At 73.2% G+C, this 18276-nt stretch carries 19 protein-coding genes; 11 read left to right on the forward strand and 8 right to left on the reverse strand.

Features of this window, described 5'->3' with window-relative positions; translation table 11 throughout:
* Nucleotides 1-33 precede the first annotated feature (33 nt).
* Complete coding sequence (locus tag ACFV18_RS19600) at nucleotides 34-1203, reverse strand: glycosyltransferase (protein WP_380484800.1); 1170 nt, start codon at nucleotides 1201-1203, stop codon at nucleotides 34-36.
* 118 nt (nucleotides 1204-1321) lie between these two features.
* Between ACFV18_RS19600 and ACFV18_RS19605 the strand changes: the two genes are divergently transcribed.
* Nucleotides 1322-2245 carry an alpha/beta hydrolase fold domain-containing protein gene (locus tag ACFV18_RS19605; RefSeq protein ID WP_380484843.1) on the forward strand — a complete coding sequence of 308 codons (924 nt, stop codon included), beginning with the start codon at nucleotides 1322-1324 and terminating at the stop codon, nucleotides 2243-2245.
* A gap of 28 nt (nucleotides 2246-2273) precedes the next feature.
* Here ACFV18_RS19605 and ACFV18_RS19610 read toward each other — a convergent pair whose 3' ends face one another.
* The 3 genes from ACFV18_RS19610 to ACFV18_RS19620 all read right to left on the reverse strand — a co-directional run bounded on the left by ACFV18_RS19610 (nucleotide 2274) and on the right by ACFV18_RS19620 (nucleotide 3479).
* Complete coding sequence (locus ACFV18_RS19610; protein WP_380484802.1) at nucleotides 2274-2558, reverse strand: hypothetical protein; 285 nt, start codon at nucleotides 2556-2558, stop codon at nucleotides 2274-2276.
* Entirely contained in the window at nucleotides 2555-2836 is a 282-nt protein-coding gene (locus ACFV18_RS19615; RefSeq protein WP_380484804.1) for a hypothetical protein, read from the reverse strand. The genes ACFV18_RS19610 and ACFV18_RS19615 overlap by 4 nt, the downstream gene beginning before the upstream one ends.
* A 91-nt stretch (nucleotides 2837-2927) precedes the next feature.
* The gene (locus ACFV18_RS19620) at nucleotides 2928-3479 is read right to left on the reverse strand and encodes a pyridoxamine 5'-phosphate oxidase family protein (protein WP_380484806.1); all 552 of its coding nucleotides are present in this window, start codon (nucleotides 3477-3479) and stop codon (nucleotides 2928-2930) included.
* A gap of 252 nt (nucleotides 3480-3731) precedes the next feature.
* Here ACFV18_RS19620 and ACFV18_RS19625 point away from each other — a divergent pair, with 252 nt between their 5' ends.
* From ACFV18_RS19625 to ACFV18_RS19660, 8 genes are all read left to right on the forward strand, one after another.
* Complete coding sequence (locus ACFV18_RS19625) at nucleotides 3732-4649, forward strand: metal-dependent hydrolase (protein WP_380484808.1); 918 nt, start codon at nucleotides 3732-3734, stop codon at nucleotides 4647-4649.
* 391 nt (nucleotides 4650-5040) lie between these two features.
* On the forward strand, nucleotides 5041-5958 hold the full coding sequence (locus ACFV18_RS19630; RefSeq protein ID WP_380484845.1) for a PDR/VanB family oxidoreductase: 918 nt from the start codon (nucleotides 5041-5043) through the stop codon (nucleotides 5956-5958).
* Nucleotides 5959-5961: 3 nt separating this feature from the next.
* Nucleotides 5962-6813, forward strand: a complete 852-nt coding sequence (locus ACFV18_RS19635) for a M24 family metallopeptidase (RefSeq protein WP_380484809.1) — start codon at nucleotides 5962-5964, stop codon at nucleotides 6811-6813.
* Nucleotides 6810-8543 (forward strand): SDR family oxidoreductase, encoded by a 1734-nt coding sequence (locus tag ACFV18_RS19640; protein WP_380484810.1) that lies wholly within the window; start codon nucleotides 6810-6812, stop codon nucleotides 8541-8543. Before ACFV18_RS19635 ends, ACFV18_RS19640 begins: the two co-directional genes overlap by 4 nt.
* A gap of 129 nt (nucleotides 8544-8672) precedes the next feature.
* On the forward strand, nucleotides 8673-9500 hold the full coding sequence (locus ACFV18_RS19645; protein WP_380484811.1) for a DUF3626 domain-containing protein: 828 nt from the start codon (nucleotides 8673-8675) through the stop codon (nucleotides 9498-9500).
* Between the two features lie 6 nt (nucleotides 9501-9506).
* Nucleotides 9507-10142 (forward strand): LysE family translocator, encoded by a 636-nt coding sequence (locus ACFV18_RS19650; protein ID WP_380484813.1) that lies wholly within the window; start codon nucleotides 9507-9509, stop codon nucleotides 10140-10142.
* A 197-nt stretch (nucleotides 10143-10339) separates the two neighbouring features.
* On the forward strand, nucleotides 10340-11584 hold the full coding sequence (locus ACFV18_RS19655; RefSeq protein WP_380484815.1) for a histidine kinase: 1245 nt from the start codon (nucleotides 10340-10342) through the stop codon (nucleotides 11582-11584).
* Nucleotides 11572-12219, forward strand: a complete 648-nt coding sequence (locus ACFV18_RS19660; protein ID WP_380484817.1) for a response regulator — start codon at nucleotides 11572-11574, stop codon at nucleotides 12217-12219. Before ACFV18_RS19655 ends, ACFV18_RS19660 begins: the two co-directional genes overlap by 13 nt.
* A 214-nt stretch (nucleotides 12220-12433) precedes the next feature.
* Here ACFV18_RS19660 and ACFV18_RS19665 read toward each other — a convergent pair whose 3' ends face one another.
* The 3 genes from ACFV18_RS19665 to ACFV18_RS19675 form a co-directional block, all read right to left on the reverse strand.
* Entirely contained in the window at nucleotides 12434-13045 is a 612-nt protein-coding gene (locus ACFV18_RS19665) for a class I SAM-dependent methyltransferase (RefSeq protein ID WP_380484820.1), read from the reverse strand.
* Between the two features lie 213 nt (nucleotides 13046-13258).
* Nucleotides 13259-13753: a hypothetical protein gene (locus tag ACFV18_RS19670; RefSeq protein ID WP_380484822.1), complete on the reverse strand. Its 495-nt coding sequence runs from the start codon at nucleotides 13751-13753 to the stop codon at nucleotides 13259-13261.
* Between the two features lie 313 nt (nucleotides 13754-14066).
* Entirely contained in the window at nucleotides 14067-15023 is a 957-nt protein-coding gene (locus ACFV18_RS19675) for a helix-turn-helix transcriptional regulator (RefSeq protein ID WP_380484824.1), read from the reverse strand.
* Between the two features lie 110 nt (nucleotides 15024-15133).
* On the opposite strand from ACFV18_RS19675, the gene ACFV18_RS19680 reads away from it, so the two are divergent.
* Both ACFV18_RS19680 and ACFV18_RS19685 read left to right on the forward strand, forming a co-directional pair.
* Complete coding sequence (locus ACFV18_RS19680; protein ID WP_380484826.1) at nucleotides 15134-15799, forward strand: alpha/beta fold hydrolase; 666 nt, start codon at nucleotides 15134-15136, stop codon at nucleotides 15797-15799.
* Between the two features lie 237 nt (nucleotides 15800-16036).
* Nucleotides 16037-17254, forward strand: coding sequence for an MFS transporter (locus tag ACFV18_RS19685; protein ID WP_380484828.1), 1218 nt, complete (start codon nucleotides 16037-16039; stop codon nucleotides 17252-17254).
* A gap of 7 nt (nucleotides 17255-17261) precedes the next feature.
* On the opposite strand, the gene ACFV18_RS19690 is transcribed toward ACFV18_RS19685, so the two are convergent.
* The gene (locus ACFV18_RS19690; protein ID WP_380484830.1) at nucleotides 17262-18122 is read right to left on the reverse strand and encodes a LysR family transcriptional regulator; all 861 of its coding nucleotides are present in this window, start codon (nucleotides 18120-18122) and stop codon (nucleotides 17262-17264) included.
* Nucleotides 18123-18276 lie beyond the last annotated feature (154 nt).

The raw sequence follows: 18276 nt of genomic DNA on the forward strand, positions 1-18276 counted from the left end.
GGCTGCCGCCGTACGTTCCGGGCGTGAGGCCGACTATTCGCGGCGGGCCACCGACAGCAGGACGTCCACCAGCCGCTCCGCCGCGTCCGGGCGGCCGTGCTCGCGGGCCCGCGCGGCCATCGCGGCCCGCCGGGTGTCGTCCTCCAGCAGGGGGCCGAGCGCTGCGCGGAGGTCGTCCGGCGTGACGGTGCCGAGCAGGGCGACGGCCGCTCCGGCCTGCTCCAAGTGGGCGGCGTTGTGGGCCTGTTCGTTGCCCGCCGCCGACGCCAGCGGGACGAACACCGCCGCCTTGCCCAGTGCCGTCAGCTCCGCGAGGGTGCCCGCGCCGCTGCGGCTGACCACCACGTCCGCCAGGGCCAGCACGTCCGGCAGTTCGGCGCCCATGAAGCCGGTGAGGAAATAGCGGCCCATCAGGTGGGCGGGCAGCCGCGCCGCCCGGGCATGCAGGTCGGCCTCGTTCGCCGGGCCGCACTGGTGGACGACGTTCGCCCGTTCCAGCAGCCACGGGAGGACGCCGGACACCAGGTCGTTGATCTGCGCCGAACCCTGCGCGCCGCCCGTCACGTACACCGTCGGCAGCGAACGGTCGAAGCCGTGCAGCCCGAGCGCCGTCACCGCCTTGTCCGGGTGGCCCGTCAGGACCGCCGGGCGGACCGGGTTGCCCGTCACCACGGCGGTGCTGCGGGCGGATTCCGGCAGCAGCGGGAGCGTCGATTCCGAGGAGACCGCGACCCGGGTCGCCGCCCGGGCCAGCACCTTGTTCGCCAGCCCCAGCCGCACCGTCTGCTCGTGCACCACCAGCGGGGCCCGGCAGGAGCGGGCGGCCAGGCCCACCGGCACCGCGACGTACCCGCCGGTGGCCAGCACCACGTCCGGCCCGAACTTCCGGATCAGCGACCGGGCCTGGACGGCGCCCCACGGCACCCGCAGCATGTCCCGCACGTTCGCCGGGGACAGCAGCTTCAGCGGATTGCTCGACCGCCGGACCTTGCCCGTGGCGACCGGCTCGAACCTGATCCCCTCCGTGGGCGCGATCCGCGCCTCCAGGCCCTTCGCGGTGCCCACCCACAGCACGTCCACGCCGCGGTGCTCGGCCGCCAGCCGCTGCTGCAGGGCCCGCACCGCCGTCAGCGCCGGGTACGTGTGCCCGCCGGTGCCGCCGCCCGTCACCACCAGCCTGAGCGCCCTCTGTTCGCCGGCCATCCTCGTCCTCCTCCAGCTCGGTTCTGTGCTGTGCTCCAGGGTGCACGCTTACCTGGTGGGTCGTCACATTCCGTGGCGGATCGATGAGAAGGGTGGGGAACGGGTGCGCGAGGCGTACATGGATCGTGAGGTGGCGGCGGCCGTGGCGGCCCGGGGCGGGGTCCCGGCGCCGTTGACGCCGGAGCGGCTGCGGGAGTGGCAGCGGGCGGACGCGGCGGTCCGGCCACGGCCCGGGCTGCGGGAGTTGACGGACGGGGGCCGGTACGAGGCGGGCGTCGGCGAGGGGGTGGTGTGGGCGCGGCCGACCGGGCTTCGCGGGCGGCTGCCGGTGCTGTGCTACCTGCACGGGGGCGGGCTGATCGGCGGCAACGCGTACTCCGTACTGCCGCGCGTGCTACGGGAGTTGGCGCAGCCGTTGGGCCTCGCGGTGGTGTCGGTCGAGTACCCGCTCGCACCGGACGCCACGTACCCGCAGCCGCTGCACGCCTGCCGGGAGGCGCTGCGCTGGACGGTCGCCAACGCCGACGTGCTGGGGATCGACCCCTCGCGGGTGGTCCTCGCCGGCAAGAGCGCAGGCGGCGGCCTCGCTGCCGCGCTCGCACTGCTGCTGCGCGACGAGGGCGGGCCGGTGACGATCGGTCAACTCCTGCTCAGCCCGATGCTCGACGACCGCGGCGACACCGCGTCCGCCCGCCAACTGGCCGGCCACGACACCTGGGACGCCACCTCCAACGCCACCGCCTGGCAGGCGGCCCTCGGCCCCCGCTACGGCACCCCCGACGTCCCGCCGTACGCGGCGCCCGCCCGCGCCACCTCGCTGGCAGGGCTGCCACCCGCGTACCTGGAGGTCGGCTCGGCGGAAACCTTCCGCGACGAGGTGGTGGCCTACGCGAACGCCCTCTGGCAGTGCGGCGGCAGCGCCGAACTGCACGTCTGGCCGGGCGCCTGCCACGGCTTCGACACCCTCGCCCCGTACGCGGCCGTCAGCCGCACGGCGGCGGCGGCCCGGCGGGAGTGGCTGCGGCGGCTGCTGCTGGAGTGACGGGGCGTCGGACGGCAGGTGGGTGCCGTCAGTCCGCTCGCAGGATGCGTGAGACGTAGATCCGCGGTGGGTCCGTGTCATCGTTCACCACGTACTCCACCAGCCCGAGATCACGGCGCAGCGGTGCCGAGTGCATCCCGGGCCGTCCAGGCACCGGCATGCTCAGGTGGGGGCAGGGGTTCTCGCGCAGGTCGACCAGGAACGCCACCACGGTGGAGAACACGTCGGCCGGCGTGCCCGGATCGTCGAGCGACTCCTCGACGGCCGGAGAGAGGATGAGCGGATCGTCCTCGAACTCGCTGTGGTCGCTCACCGGGCGTCGAGGCGGCGCAGCACCGCGGACGCCGGGGCGCCGGGTGCGGTGCCGGCCTGCACGGCGGCGTGGATGCGGTCGCCCTCCGGGTCACGGTAGAGCTCGGCCCGCAGCCACCACCGCCGCAGAACGCCGCCGATCGTCGTGTCGTCGGCCTCGCCCATCTCCCGGTAGAACTCCATCCGCTGTGCCGGAGGCAGCGCGGCGGCGACGGCGTCCTGCGTGCGCGGGATGGGCTGGGTGCCGTCGTGGTGGCCGTGCAGGGATGCGGCGCTCACCGTGTCCTCCGGGAGTCTCGAGCGGGCGGGACCACCACCAGTGTGCTCTCCCCGCGGCACCGGTCGGAACTCGGGGCGCGGGCTTGGCAGGTCAGCCCGGGATGTCGGTGGGGGTCCAGCCGGTGGAGGTCCAGCCGGTGGCGGTGCGGGAGAAGCGCAGGCGGAGGTGGTGGCGGTCCGGGCCTGCCTGCCAGAACTCGGCGGTGGTGGCGTGCAGGGCGTAGCAGTGCAGGGCGGGGGAGGGGGTGCTGCGGTCCGGTGCGGGGTGGACGGGGCCGCGGAGGCGGACCTGGCGGCCGGGGCGGGGCCAGTAGACGGTGAGGGCGGCGTCCGGGTGGGCGGTGAACTGGCGGGCCTTCGGGGAGTCGGGCTCGGTCCAGAAGTGCCAGGCGCCGGCGGCCGGGTCGATGTCGCGCAGGACGAGCACCCGGGCGTCCGGGTGGCCCTCGGCATCGACGGTGGAGAGCGTCATCACCTGCGCGTCGGGTACGCCTGCCGCGAGGGCGTCCAGCAGCCAGGCGGTGAACAAGGTGGCCGGGTCGGCAGGGGCGGCCGGGTCCGGGGCCGGGTAGGCGGTGGCGGCGAGGACCGGATGGGCGATCAGGGCCCGGACCAGCGGGCCGGGTGCGGTGCGGTCGGTCAAGGCGTCTCCCCGGGGTGGCTTCGGGCCACCCTATCGAGCGGCTTATTAGACTCAATGTTGATAAGAACGGCCGAACCTCTTGTCGGGCCCGCTACCCGCGAGTAGTTTGCCCCTGTGCCCACGGGCCCACGGGCCCCACCGGAACTCCGCCGGAGGCCGGCCCGCCGCCCGCTCACCCCCGGTCGCAGTCCAGTCGCAGGTCCAGTCGCAGGTCCCGCCGTACGTCCAGTCGCAGGTACAGGAGGCACCCCCATGCCGCGCCCCACCCCCTCCCGCAGCCTTCGGCCCGGGCGGCCCGCGTCCGTGCACGACAACCTCGTCCTCGAACCGCGTGACGTCCACTTCGACTGGTCGCAGCTGCCCCTGCACTGGATCCCCGACGAGCCGATGGCCACCCACACCATCAACGTCCTGCACCTGCTGCTGCCCGAGGGCGAACGGTGGTTCGTCAAGGTGTTCAAGGAGGCGCTGCCGCTGATCCGGGACGACCAACTGCGCGAAGAGGTACTCGGGTTCATCGGCCAGGAGGCGATCCACGCCGAGGCCCACCAGGAAGTCCTCGACCACCTGCTCGGGCAGGGCCTCGACCCGCGACCGTACGTCCGGCAGATCAGCTGGCTGTTCCGCCGCGTCCTCGGCGACAAGCCCGGACTGACCGCGCGCCAGCGCCGCGAGAACATCATCGAACGAGTCGCCTTCATTGCCGCGATCGAACACTTCACCGCCTTCCTCGGCGACTGGGCCCTCAACTCGCCCGGCCTCGACCGCGCCAAGGCCGACCCCACCATGGTCGACCTGCTGCGCTGGCACGGTGCGGAGGAAGTCGAACACCGCAGCGTCGCCTACGACTTGATGCGGCACCTCGACCCCGGCTACCTGCGACGCATCCGCGGCATGGCCGTCTCCGGGCCGCTGCTGGTGCACCTGTGGATCCGTGGCACCCGGTTCATGCTCGCCGCCGACCCCTCGCTCAACGGCAGCGTGGTGCCGACCTGGCGGGAGGCCCAGAAGGCCGCGAGGCGGGGACTGCTCCCCGAACCGGGCCGGTTCGTCCGCTCGGCCCTGCGGTACTTCGGCCCCGGGTACCACCCGACGAACGAGGGCAGCTCCTCGCAGGCGCTCGCGTACCTGGCCAAGTCGCCCGCGGCGAGAGCTGCCGCGGCGCGGTAGGGGGCGAGAGCTGGCGGGCGCGAAACCGGGGGCGCGGGGAACTGCGCGACAAGCGCAAGTCACGTCCGCAAGGTCGCGATCAAGTGCAGGTCATTGTCCTGCGTCGCGATCTTGCGGTTGGGTGCGTTCCCCTTCGCGCAGTTCCCCGCGCCCCTGTCTTCGCGCCCACCCGCGTCTCGCACTCTCCCGCGCTTTCCCTTCCCGAAAACGGAGCCGTACCCCCATGGATCTCGAAACCCCGCCCCCCGACCTGTACGGCCGTCCCCGGGCCGACCGGATGTTTGCCCGGCTGACCGCGTTCGGGGATTGGTACAGCCCGGCGCTGGGGCGGCCGGGGTTGCGGCGGAGTCCGAGGCGGGGGGATTCGCGGGGGGTGCCGCCGTTGTCCTTGGTGGTGACCTCGCATCAGCTCATCGCCGACGACGTGGTCGAGTTGCGGCTGGCCGACCCCTCGGGCGGGACGCTGCCGCAGTGGCAGCCGGGTGCGCGGGTGCTGGTGACGCTGCCCTCGGGGCGGGAGCGTCACTACTCCTTGTGCGGGGATCCGGCCGATCGGCACGGGTACCGGGTCGCGGTGCGGCGGATCGCCGAGGGTGGTGGCGGGTCGGTGGAGGTCCACGACGAGTTGCACGTAGGGTTGCGGCTGCGGGTGCGCAGGCCCCGGAACGGGTTCGCGTTCTGTGGGGAGCCGCAGGTGCTGTTCCTGGCCGGTGGGATCGGGATCACGCCGCTGCTGCCGATGGCCCGGGCCGCCCAACACGCGGGAATCGACTGGAGGTTGATCCACACCGGCCGCACGGCCGGCGCACTCCCGTTCACCGCGGAACTGAAGGCGCTCGACCCGAACCGGGTGGAGCTGCGCACCGACGACGTGCACGGAGTGCCGGACGCGGCCGAACTGCTCTCGCACGCCTCGCGGGGCGCCGCCGTGTACGTGTGCGGACCGGCGCCGATGCTCGGCGCGGTGCAGCGGGCGCTCGACGCCTCACCGGCGGCGTCCTTGCACTTCGAGCGGTTCGGCGCCGCGCCGATCCTGGACGGCCGACCGTTCGCGATCCGGCTGGGGGAGGGCGGGGAGCAGGTGACCGTCCCGGCGGACCGCTCCGCGCTGGACGTGGCACGGGAGTTGAAGCCGGACCTGGCGTACTCCTGCAAGCAGGGTTTCTGCGGGACGTGCGTGCTGAAGGTGACCTCCGGGACGCCCGAGCACCGTGACCGCAGGCTGACCGAGGAGCAGCGGGCCGAGGGCCTGATGCTGCCGTGCGTGTCCCGAGCCGCCGAGGGCGAGACCCTCGTCCTGGAGGTGTGAGCGATGAAGCAGCGCGGGCAGTTGCCACGATTCCCGTTCGACGAGCGGGACTTGGCGAAGTTCCGGGAGGTGCAGCAGCTGGCGTACCACTGCGCGGAGCAGGTCGCGGCGTGGATGGAGCCCGGCGTCACCGAGCGTCAGGCGACCGCGAAGCTGCGGCGCAGCCTGGTGCAGGCCGGGGTGCAGGACTTCTTCCACGTACCGTTCGCCTGGTTCGGCGACCGCACCGCGTTCCGGCACTTCCACACCCCGCTGCAGTTCTTCGCCGGCTCACGGGTGCTGAAGGAGGGCATGCCGTACGTGCTGGACTGCGCGCCGGTGGTGGACGGGTACACGGCCGACATCGGGTACGGCGGCAAGGTCGGCGAGAACCCGGTGTGGGACAAGCTCGCGCAGGACCTGCGGGTGTACCGGGAGCTGATCCTGCGCGAGGTGAAGGCACGCAGGACGCTCGACCAGGTGTACGCGGCGGTGGACGCGCAGATCGCCGAGCACGGCTACGACAACCGGCACCAGGTGTACCCGGGCCGGGTGATCGGCCACCAGGTGACCAGGACGACAGCCCGCGGCCCGGCCGGGGTCAACCTGTTCGGCTTCGGCGTGCGCACGCTCCAGACCCTCGGGCGGGAACTGGTGAAGGAACGCCTGGAGGGGCGCTCCCCGCTGTGGGCCGGCGGCCGCGCCTCCCGGCACGCCCCGACGCCCGGACTGTGGGCGGTGGAACCGCACATCGGTTTCCGCGAGGTGGGCATCAAGTTCGAGGAACTCCTCGTGGTCACCGACGAGGACGCGTACTGGCTCGACGACGACCTGCCGCACGTGCGGCGCTGGGCACTCCAGGAGGGCACCGTATGACCGGCCGCAGCACCGAGATCCGTCGCCGCACCGTCGACTCCGGCGGGCTGAAGCTCGCCGTGTACGAGCAGGGCGACCCGGCGAACCCCACCGTGCTGATGGTGCACGGCTACCCGGACGACCACAGCGTCTGGGACGACGTGGCCGCCGACCTGGCCGCCGACCACCACGTGGTGCGGTACGACACCCGCGGCGCCGGCGCGTCCGGGGTGCCGGCCCGGCGGGAGGACTACCGGCTGGAGCTGCTCGGGCAGGACCTGTTCGCCGTCGCCGACGCCGTCAGCCCCGACCGGCCGGTGCACGTGGTGGCGCACGACTGGGGCAGCGTGCAGTCCTGGGAGGCGATCACCGCCCCCGGCTCGTACCGGCGGATCGCCAGCTACACCACCATGTCCGGTCCGTGCCTGGACCACATGGGCCACTGGATCCGGCACCGGCTGCGCCGCCCGACGCCCCGGCACCTCTCCCAACTGCTGCGCCAGGGCCTGCACTCCTGGTACATCGGCCTGTTCCACCTGCCGGTGCTCGCGCCCGCCGCGTGGAAGCTCGGCCTGGCCCGGCTGTGGCCCCGGGTGCTGAACGACCTGGAGGCCGTCCGCCCGCGGCCCGGCCACCCGCAGCGGACCCTCGCCAAGGACGCCGTGCACGGCATAGAGCTGTACCGGGCCAACATGCGCCCCTCGGTCGCCCGGCCGCGCGAGCGCCACACCGAGGTGCCCGTCCAGCTGATCACCCTGCAACGCGACAACTACGTCTCGGAGTTCCTCTCCGAGGGCCTGGAGCAGTGGGTGCCCCGGCTGACCCGCCGCACCCTGAACGCCACCCACTGGTCGGCGCTGCTGGAGAAGGGCCCGGCGGTCGCCGCGCTGGTCCGCGAGTTCGCCGCCCGCGACCACGGCGCGCTGCGCCAGGAGCCCTCCGGGAGCGGCGAGTTGGTGGTCGTCACCGGCGGCGGCAGCGGCATCGGCCGGGCCACCGCGCTGGCCTTCGCCGACCAGGGCGCCCGGGTGGTGGTCTGCGACCGCGACCTGCCCGCCGCGCAGCGCACCGCCGAACTCTGCGCGCTGTCCGGCGTCAAGTCCGGCGCGTACCAGGTGGACGTGAGCGACGGCGCGGCCGTGGACGCGTTCGCCAAGCAGGTCGCCGCCGACTTCGGAGTGCCCGACGTGGTGGTCAACAACGCCGGCATCGGCCACTCCGGGACGTTCCTGGAGACCACCGAGGAGGAGTGGCGGCGCGTCCTGGACGTCAACCTGTGGGGCGTCATCCACGGCTGCCGCGCCTTCGGGCAGCTGATGGTCGACCACCGGCAGGGCGGACACCTCGTCAACCTGGCCTCCGCCGCCGCCTATCTGCCGTCCAAGGTGCTGGCCGCGTACGCCACCTCCAAGTCGGCGGTGTACATGCTGTCCGACTGCCTGCGGGCCGAACTCGCCCCGCACCGGATCGGCGTGTCCACCATCTGCCCCGGCATCGTCAACACCAACATCACCCGCACCACCACCTTCTCCGGTCTCGGCGCGGACGAACAGGCCGCCAAGCAGGCCAAGGTGTCCAAGATGTACGCCCGCCGGGGCTTCCCGCCGGAGAAGGTCGCCGCCGAGATCGTCCGCGCCGTCCGCACCGGCCGGGCCGTCGTCCCCGTCACGGTCGAGGCCAAGGCCGCCCGGCTGCTCGGCCGGCTCAGCCCCGGCCTGCTCCGCCGGGCCGCCAGGATCAACGCGGGCTGACCGCAGCGCAGTTGGGCTTCATGGCCGAACAGTGCGGCGCGGCCGGTGACGAGAACCGGCCGCGCCGCACGCGCGTGCCCGGGGAAAACCGGCTGCGCCGCGCTCGCGGCGGGCGGGAGACTGCCGTCCATGGACACACCCGACGCCCGAGCCCTGCGGCACGTCGCCGCCCGCAGCAGCGGCGACCCGCTGCCCGCCGGGATCGACATCACACTCAACTTCCACCCCGACCGCGAGCTCGACGGGGTGCCTATCCTGGAGTCGCTGGCCCGGGACGGCGTGTACCGCTCCCAGTTCTCCACCGGCACCAGCAACGGCGGACTCACCGCCCACCCCGGCGGCGACCGGTGGACGTGGGAGAGCCGGATCTTCGGCGGCGCCTACGACGACGCCCCCGCCGAGCGCCGCCCCGTCTACGGCGCGCTCAACCACCTCCGCAGCCCCTACGGCGGCGCACCCCGCTTCGGCTCCGCACACTTCCGCCTCGCGCCCGAGGCGCTGCACCGGGCCACGTTCTGCTACCCCGACAGCGTCTTCGAACCCGAACACTTCGGCACCGCCGAGGCCATGGCCCTGCTCACCCTTCTTGAAGCCGACGAACAGGACCTGCTGGACGCCTACATCGAAGCCCAACTGCACGGCACAGTACGGCTGTTGGACCACCTTGACGCGCTCGTCCTGGACCCCTGCTACCGGGGCACCGCCGTCGAGACCGCCGCCCGCGCCCTGCCCTGCCGCCTCGAATGGCACCCCGGCCACCGGCTCGCCGCACAGGAGTTGGAACAGTACGCCGACTACCGGGGCCCGCACATCACCGCCCTCGGCGCGAAGATCGCCCACGACGGCGTCCTCGACCCCGCCGTCATCGGCGCCGCCGTCCGCAGCGGGCAGTACGACCCGCAGGAGCTGAAGAAGGTCTGGCACTGCCTGGCCCGATTCGGCCGGCCCGTAGACTGACACCCCATGGACCTGACTCCGATGGCCACCCCCCTCGCCTCCTTCGCCCTGGTCGTGGGCCTGCTCACCCTCACCCCCGGCCTCGACACCGCCCTCATCCTGCGCACCGCCGCCCTCGGCCGGCGCCGGCAGGCCTGGGGCGTCGTCCTCGGCATCCAGACCGGCACCATGATCTGGGGCACCGCCTCCGCCGCCGGCCTCAGCGTGCTGCTCACCGCCTCCCGCCTCGCCTACGAGACGCTGCGCTGGGCCGGCGTCTGCTACCTGCTGTGGATGGGCGTGCAGCTGTTCCGCAACCGCCACCAGGACTCGCCGGACGAGCCGGAGGCGGCGGACAACTCCGGTGGCCTGTGGGCCGGTTGGCGGCGCGGCACGGTCACCAACCTGCTCAACCCGAAGGTCGGCGTGTTCTACGTCGCCGTGCTGACCCCGTTCATCCCCGCCGGAGTCCCGCACCTGCCCGCCGGCGTGCTGCTCACCTCCGTGCACGTGGCCGAGGGCATCCTGTGGTCCGCCGTCCTGATCGGCTTCGCCCACACCCTGCGCACCTGGCTGCGCCGCCCCGCCGCACGCCGGGCGCTCGACCGGGTCACCGGGGCCGCCGTGGTCGGCTTCGGCGTCAAGCTCGCGCTGACCGACTGAGGTCCTGGAAGACTGCCGCACGGACCTCTCCTGCTTCCACGACGTGATCACGGGTTCGATCAAGGCCCACTGATCATCCGTCAGACCACCGGATACGCCCTCTGAGGCCCGGCCCCGGCGTGGTGGTACTGGGTTCACCATGGATGCGGATACAAGAGCCATGGCAGGCCCGTGTTGAGGTGCTCTAACGTCGAGCCATGACGATTCCACCCCGGTTGGGGCTCCTGGCACGGCGGGCGCGGCGGGACACCGGCTTCCTGGCCACGGGTGTCCCGCTGCACCTGGCGCTGGTGCCCGTGTGGGCCTGGGCCGCGACGACCACTGCCAGGACGGGGAACTGGGCGCTCACGCTCCCGGTGTCTGTCGCCCTGGTCCTGAGCGGCGTCCCGGTGCTGACGGCGGTTCAGCGGTACCGGCACCGGGCGCTGCTCGGGGTGGACATCCGCCGCTCGGCGCCCGCGCCGCAGCGATGGTCGCCGACCACGGCCCTGCGGTGGCTCTGCTCGGTGCGCGCCTGGCGGCAGGTCGGGTACCACCTGGTGCTGGGCCCGCTGGCGGCCCTGTCGGAGCTGTTGGTGCTGATGGCGGCGGTGGCGGGTCTGGCGGGCGCCACCGGGTACGGCTGGGTGTGGGCGCTGCCGGTCGGGGTGCGGCACGACTGGTTCGGCTGGGCGACGCTGATGCCGTGCTACACCGTGCTCGGCCTCTTTCTGCTGTCCCTCCTGCCCTGGCTCGCCGGGGTGGTGGCCCGGGCGGAGTCGCGCTCCGCCGCGGCGCTGCTCGGACCCAGCCGGGCCGATCGGCTCCAGGAGCGGGTCGCGTACCTGGCGGGCAGCCGTACCGGCCTGATCGAGGCGGTCGATGCCGAGCGCCGCCGAATCGAGCGCGACCTGCACGACGGCACCCAGCAGCGGCTGGTCTCGCTGGCGGTCAACCTGGGACTGGCCATGGCCACCCGCCCCGACCTGTCGGGCGAGGCCCGTGAGGTGCTGGCAGAAGCACACCTGGAGGCGAAGGCGGCGATCGCCGAACTCGCCGATCTGCTACGCGGGTTGCACCCTGCGGTGCTCGAGGACCGGGGCCTGGACGCGGCGTTGTCCGGGCTGGCCGCCCGAGTTCCGCTGCCGGTGCGCCTGCGGGTCGAGCTGCCGGAACGGGCGGCGCCCGCCGTGGAGTCGGTTGCGTACTTCGTGATCTCCGAGGCGCTGGCGAACGTGACCAAGCACGCCGGCGCCTCGCGGGTCGAGGTGACGGTCCGACGCGTCGGGGCGGTCCTGCGGGTGAACGTCACCGACGACGGGCTGGGCGGCGCCGACCCCTCCGGTGGTACGGGGTTGAGCGGGCTGGCCAAGCGGGTGGGCTCCGTCGACGGCAGCTTCCGGCTCAGCAGCCCCGTCGGGGGACCGACGACCGTGACGGTGGAGCTGCCGTGCGCGCGGTGATCGCCGAGGACTCGGTGCTGTTGCGGGTCGGCCTGGTCAAGGTGCTGGAGATGGGCGGCTTCCAGGTCGTCGCGGAAGTCGGCGATGCGGAAGCGCTGTTGGCCGCCGTCGAGGAGCACCAGCCCGAACTCGCTCTGGTGGACGTCCGGATGCCGCCCACCTTCACCGACGAGGGCGTGCGGGCGGCCGCGGTGATCCGCCGCGACCGGCCGCGCACGGCGGTGGTCCTGCTCTCGCAGTACGTGGAGGAGCGCTACGCCGCCGACCTGTTGGCGACCAACACGAGCGGAGTGGGCTACCTGCTCAAGCAACGCGTGGCCGATGTCCAGGACTTCGCAGCAGCGGTACGGCGGGTGGCCGAGGGGGGAACGGCGCTGGACCCCCAGGTCGTCGCCCAACTTCTGCTCCGCCGCAGCGACCCCCTGGCCGCCCTGACCCCGCGCGAGCGGGAGGTGCTGGCCCTGATGGCGGAGGGCCGGTCCAACGCCGGCATCGCCGAGGCACTGACGGTCAGTGAGAGCGCGGTGGCCAAGCACATCAACAACATCCTCGCCAAACTCGACCTGCCGGTGGCCGATGCGGACCACCGCCGGGTGCTCGCCGTGCTGCGCTTCCTGGGCGCGTCCAGGGGCTGAACCCAGGGGGGCCACGCCTGCCGCCATCACGGCGACGGGCCCGGCGCCGGCCCACGCTGCGCCGCGTCCGGGGGCGCGGGGACGCCGACCGCGGTGGCGTTGGCGTCCCGGCTGCCGTTGGAGGCGTTTCCCGAGGCGGGCCGACCAGCAACTCCACCTGGCCGTCGACGGACTTGGCCGACGGTTCGGCCGGGCGGGAACCGCCCGAGCGGCGTCAGGCGTCGATCGGACGCAGCACCGCGTAGTACGCGAACGGCGGACCGTACAGCCGGGCGACCCGCAGCCCGGCTCCCTCCGCCAGGCTGATCAGCGAGGCCGGCCGGATCTGATGCCGGTCGAAGAACTCGCCGACCACCAGCCGCCCGAACGGCTTCAGCGCCCGGCGCAGCTCGGCCAGCGTACGTGCCGGATCCGGGATCTCGCCCAGCGCCGTCACCAGGTAAGCCGCATCGAACGAGCCATCCGCAAAAGGAAGTTCATGTGCGTCGACGCAGTTCGGCACGATGTTGTCGATGCCCTGCTCCTTGGCCCGGCGGCCCACGTGGTCGAGCATCTCCTGCTGGATGTCCACGATGTCCAGCCGGCCGTTCGGGCCCAGCTGCGGTGCGACGTGCAGCGACTGCAGGCCGGTTCCGGGGCCTATCTCCAGGATCCTCTCGCCCTCCCGGGCCTGCAGCACGTGGTCCAGACGCTTCAGCGTCAGGAACGGCAGCGGCAGGTCGAGCAGCCAGCGCTGAGAGTACGGGTACGGCGCGGTGTCGGTGAACCACCAGGTGGCGACGGCGGCGGCAGCGCCCGCGCCGATCAATGCCCGAGAATTCCTCATAGTTCCTCCCCAAATGTCCGATTGAGCCATCGAGGCTTGTCCGATGGTCAATCAGTGGTGTTTGTGTGCAATCTGTTTGTGTCGGCGCCGACTCTGTCGGCAATCGACCCGAGCGGGCCGAACGAACCGCCCGTGGACCGCCGTTGCGGCAGGCCGGGGACTTCCCGAAACGGACCGGACCGCAAGCGCCGATCACGTCACGAGCATTTCCGCTCAGCGGCCCGGCCGAGGGAAGGTCCGGGTCGCGAGAACCGCGCAGGCCACCGCCAGTGGCAACTCGGCGAAGACGGCCATCAGCACCGCCGGCTCGAGGTCCGAACCCGGGGCAGCCGTCATGGTGTCGAACCAGGCATCCACCAGCAGCAGGGTCGAGGTCGCGGCGGAGGTCAGGCAGGCCCGGCGGTCGCCGCGCCCGAGGAGCAGTCCGGTGGAGAGCAGGCCGAGCGCCTCAAAGCTGTCCAGACCCGTCCACGTCCAGGCCCAGTGCGAGGCCTGAGCGGTGGCCGGCAGCCCGGTGTGCAGGAAGACCAGCCAGGGAATCATCGCCAGCCCGAGCACGGTGAGGACCGTGGCCGCCCGGCGAAGCAGCAGCGGGAACGTCGAAGCGGCCGCGGCCTTCGGAAGGATCCGCGGGACACCGGGGCCCGAAGCGGCGTCCACGCGGACCAGGCTGAGCGAATGAACGCCGGTCAGCCGAGTGCTCGCCATGACACCTGACTCCCTCCCGTGCCCGCCCCTCGGGCACAACATCAGCATGTCGTTCGCGCGCGCCCGAGGCAGTAGCGCTCCCATCCGACTTGATGGTGGTGCCAGGTACACCTTCGGCATCCGGCGACACTGCGAGGAGATCCGGCCTGCCTCCGCCGGAGCCAGTTCCGGCCGGCCTTCGTCGCCATCGGCTGCACGCGCGGCCCGGTCCTGCTGCCGGCCGCTCCACCGCTCGCCGCCGTCGTGACCCGGGAACGCAGCGCCGATGTCCTGCGAGTGACCGTGATCGACGACGGATCAAGGACTCAGGACACTAGGGTCCCGCCACTGCGGCGGCCAGCCGGGTCGCTGCCGTGGCCACCGCCGACCGCAGTTCCGGGCCGCCCAGCACCCGGAAGTCGAACGGGACGGCGGCCAGCCACTGGGCGTACATCGCCGGGTTGCGGGTGCTGCCGAGCAGGACGCAGCGCTCACCCGCCGCCTCCAGCCGGCCCATCGGGGCGCCGATCCACGGCGCGGCCTGCGCGAGCGGGGCGTCGAACTCCACATGCGTCGGGAAGGCCCAGCCCGAGCCGAGATGCGCCTCCAGCAGGGCCACCGGGTCGAGGTCCGCGGGCATCCGGAAGCCCGTCGTGGTCTCCTCGGCCGCCTGCACCCGGTCGATCCGGTAGGTGCGCATCGCGCCCGCCCGATGCGCATGGCACAGCAGGTACCAGCGGGCCCGGCGCACCACCACCGCCCACGGATCCACCTCCGCCCGCCACTCGTTGCCCGCCTCGCTCCGGTACGTGATCACCACGCGCCGCCGCGCCGCCACCGCCTCCACCAGCGTGTTCGTCACCGCCGGATCCGGGTACACGGCCCCCGGGTCCGGTGCGGCCGCCGCATGCTCGCGCAGCGCCGCCGCCTGCCGCCCGACCTCCTCCGGCAGCACCCGGACCACCTTGTCCAGCGCCGCCCCCACCGGGTCACCCGGCTCGCCCGCCGCCGGCCGCCCGTCCAGCACCGCCATCACCAGCCCCAGCGCCTCCGCCTGGGTGAACGCCACCGGCGCCAGCCGCGTCCCGCGCCGCAACCGGTAGCCACCGTGCGGGCCGCGCTCCGACTCCACCGGGATCCCCGCCTCCCGCAGGATCGCCACATAGCGCCGCGCCGCGCGATCCGTCACCCCCAGCTTCTGCGCCAACTCCTCGGAGGTGGTGCCCGGCCGGGCCCGCAGGATCTCCAGGGTGCGCAGCGCGCGGGCGGTGGGGCTGGTTCCGGTCGACATGTTCGCCAGCGTATGCGGATGCCGCGACAACCAGGAAGCAGATCGTCCTGAACCGCCCCTAGCCTGGGGACACGCCCGCTTTTCCGCCTCTATTTTTCGGGAGCACCCCCGTGGACATCCTGCTCATCGGCGGCCTCTGGCTGGACGGCACCGCCTGGAACGCGGTGACCCCCACCCTCCGCGAACTCGGCCACCACCCCCGGCCGTTGACCCTGCCCGCCACGCCCAGCACCACGCTGGACGAGCAACTCGCCGCCGTCCTTGCCGCGGTGGACTCCGCTGCCGATCCGGTCATGCTGGTCGCCCACTCCGCCAACTGCACCCTCGGCTGGCTGGCCGCCGACGCCAGGCCCGAGCGGATCGCCGCACTCGTCCTGATCGGCGGCTTCCCGGAGCAGGACGGCCGGCCCTACGCCGACCTGTTCGACATCCGCGACGGCGTCATGCCGTTCCCCGGCTGGGCGCCGTTCGAAGGCCCCGTCAGCGCCGACCTGGACGAGAGCATGCGGCAGCAGATCGCCACCAACGCCATCCCCGTCCCCGAACGCGTCGCCCGGGCCCTCGTCCGCCTGACCGACGACCGCCGCTACGACGTCCCGATCACCATGGTCTCCCCCGAGTACACCCCGGACCAGGTCCGCGCCTGGGTCGCCCAGGGCCAGGCCCCCGAACTCGCCCACGCCAAGCACGTCGAGTACCTGGACTTCGACTCCGGCCACTGGCCGATGTTCACCAAGCCCACCGAACTCGCCCGCCTCCTGGACACCCTGGCCTGACGGGCAACCAGCGCTTTGGTGGCCCCCTGCCGGACGACGCGGCAGGGGGCTTCGACCTTCCGTCGCCGGCAGGCCCACGCCGCGCGTCCCCGTCCCGGGCGCGCTCATCGCGAGCAGAGATGACAGTTGTCGTCGATCATCGCAGCCGGACGGGAAGCGCGAGCCGGACCCCGGGCGCTCACACCTGTGCGCTGCGATCGTCGCAGCCGCCGAACGCGACCACCCCGGAAGGCAGCCATGGCCACTTCACCGAGCACCGGCCCGACCATCACCACCACCCCGACGACACCGGACGGCATACCGGGCCGGCTCGTCGCCCTGCTCGCCGTCTCCACCGGCATGACGGCCGCCAACCTGTACTACGCGCAGCCGCTGCTGGCGAAGCTGGCCGAGGTGTTCCAGGTCGGGACGACCACGGCGGGTGCGCTGGTGACGGTCACCCAGATCGGTTACGTGCTCGGGATGCTGTTCCTGGTGCCGCTCGGCGACCGGATCGAGAAGCGGCGGCTGGTGGCGCTGCTGCAGGCGGTCATCACCGTCTCGCTGGCCGTGGCCGGTACGGCGAGCAGCTTCGCGGTGCTGCTGGTCGCTTCACTGGTCAGCGGTGCGACCTCGGTGGTGGCGCAGATCCTGGTGCCGTTCGCGGCGAGCCTGGCCCCGGACCAGGCGCGCGGCCGGATCGTCGGCCGGGTGATGGCCGGGCTGCTCACCGGGATCCTGCTCTCCCGCACCCTGAGCAGCCTGGTGGCGGGCGCCGCCGGCTGGCGGGTGGTGTACCTCGGCTCCGCCGTTCTGACCGCGCTGCTCGCCGTCGCCCTGTACCGGGCGCTGCCGGCGCACGCGGCCACCACCGATCTGCCGTACCGCCAGGTGCTGCGCTCCACCGTGCAGTTGGTGCGCACCCACCCGGCGCTGCTGAAGCGCGGGTTGTACCAGGCGGCGGTGTTCGGGTCGTTCAGCGCGTTCTGGACGGCGGTCTCGTTCCAGCTCACCGGCCCGGCGTTCGGGTACTCGGAGGCGGGCGTCGGGATCTTCGCGCTGGTGGGCGCCGCGGGCGCGCTGGTCGCCCCGCTGGCGGGACGGTGGGCGGACCGAGGTCTCGGACGGCCGCTGACCGGGGCGGCCCTGCTGGTGGCGTCCGGGAGCGCGGTGCTCGCGGGTCTGGGAGGGCACCGCATCGTGCTGCTGGCGCTGGCCGCGATCGTGCTCGACGTCGCCGTGCAGACCACGCTGATCCTCGGTCAGCACGTGGTCTACCAGCTCGACCCGGGCGCCCGGGCCCGGCTGAACAGCGTCTTCATCGCCACCTTCTTCCTGGGCGGCGCACTGGGTTCGGAGTTCGGCACCGTCGCGTACCACGCGGGTGGCTGGTGGGCGGTCGCCGGGCTCGCCGCGGTGCTGCCGCTGCTGCCGCTGGCGCACTGGGCGGCCGACCGGAAGGCCGTGGCGGGCTGAGGCCCTGTCAGCCGAGGTGGCGCAGCAGCGCGGCCACGGCCGGCGCGGGCTCCCCGGCGGGGCAGACCACCGCCACCTCCCACCGGGGCTGCCCGCGGGTGAACCGGCGCAGGGCGAGGTCGGGGAAGTGGGCGGCGATCGACTCGGGCAGGACGCACACCCCCAGGTCGTGGCGGACCAGTTCGGCGGCGGCCACGATGTCGTTCACCTCGAAGACCGCCGCCCGCTCGACGCCGGCGGTCCGGAACGCCCGGTCCACCGCGGAGCGGACCGCCCAGCCCGGGGCGAAGTCGACGAACGGCAGCCCGGGGAGCTCCTCGAAGCGCACCCGGTCCGGGTGGGCGAAGGCGCGGCCCGGCGCGGCGGCCAGCACCATCGGCTCGCAGGCCAGCGAACGCACCGTCAGACCGCGCTGCTGCTGCCGGTCGAACGCGACGATCGCGGCGTCCACGGTGCCGTCCCGCAGCCCGGCGCGGATGTCCACGGCCGCCGCCTGGCGCAGCCGGATCGTCAACCCCGGGTGTTCGGTGCGCAGTTCGCCGAGCACCCGGTCGAGGCCGAGCCAGACGCCCTGCATGGTGCCGATGGTCAGCACACCCCGCAGCACCCCGCGCGACTCGTCCGCCGCCGCCCGGGCCAGCTCCGCCGCCCGCAGCGCGGCCCGGGCCGCCGGTACGAACGCCGCACCGGCGGAGGTCAGGCCGACCCGGTGCGTGGTGCGCTCGAACAACTGGACGCCGAGCTCCTTCTCCAAGGTCCTGACCGTGCCGGACACCGCCGACTGCACGAGGTGCAGCCGCCGGGCCGCCGCAGTGAAACCGCCTTCCTCGGCCACCGCGACGACGACCTCCAGCTGCCGCAGTTCCATCCCGCCCCATCCCGTCGTCGCAGCTCGGCCCGCCTTCCGGGGCCTGTTCGAGGTCAAGGCTAGGTGTATTGACCCGCAGGGTTGTTGACGCGGGTGATCGGTGGTTGTCCTCCGAGTGCGGTGTGGCAGCGATGGTAGTTGTAGGTGTGGAGGA

The organism is Kitasatospora sp. NPDC059673 (assembly GCF_042734215.1).
GTDB lineage: Bacteria > Actinomycetota > Actinomycetes > Streptomycetales > Streptomycetaceae > Kitasatospora.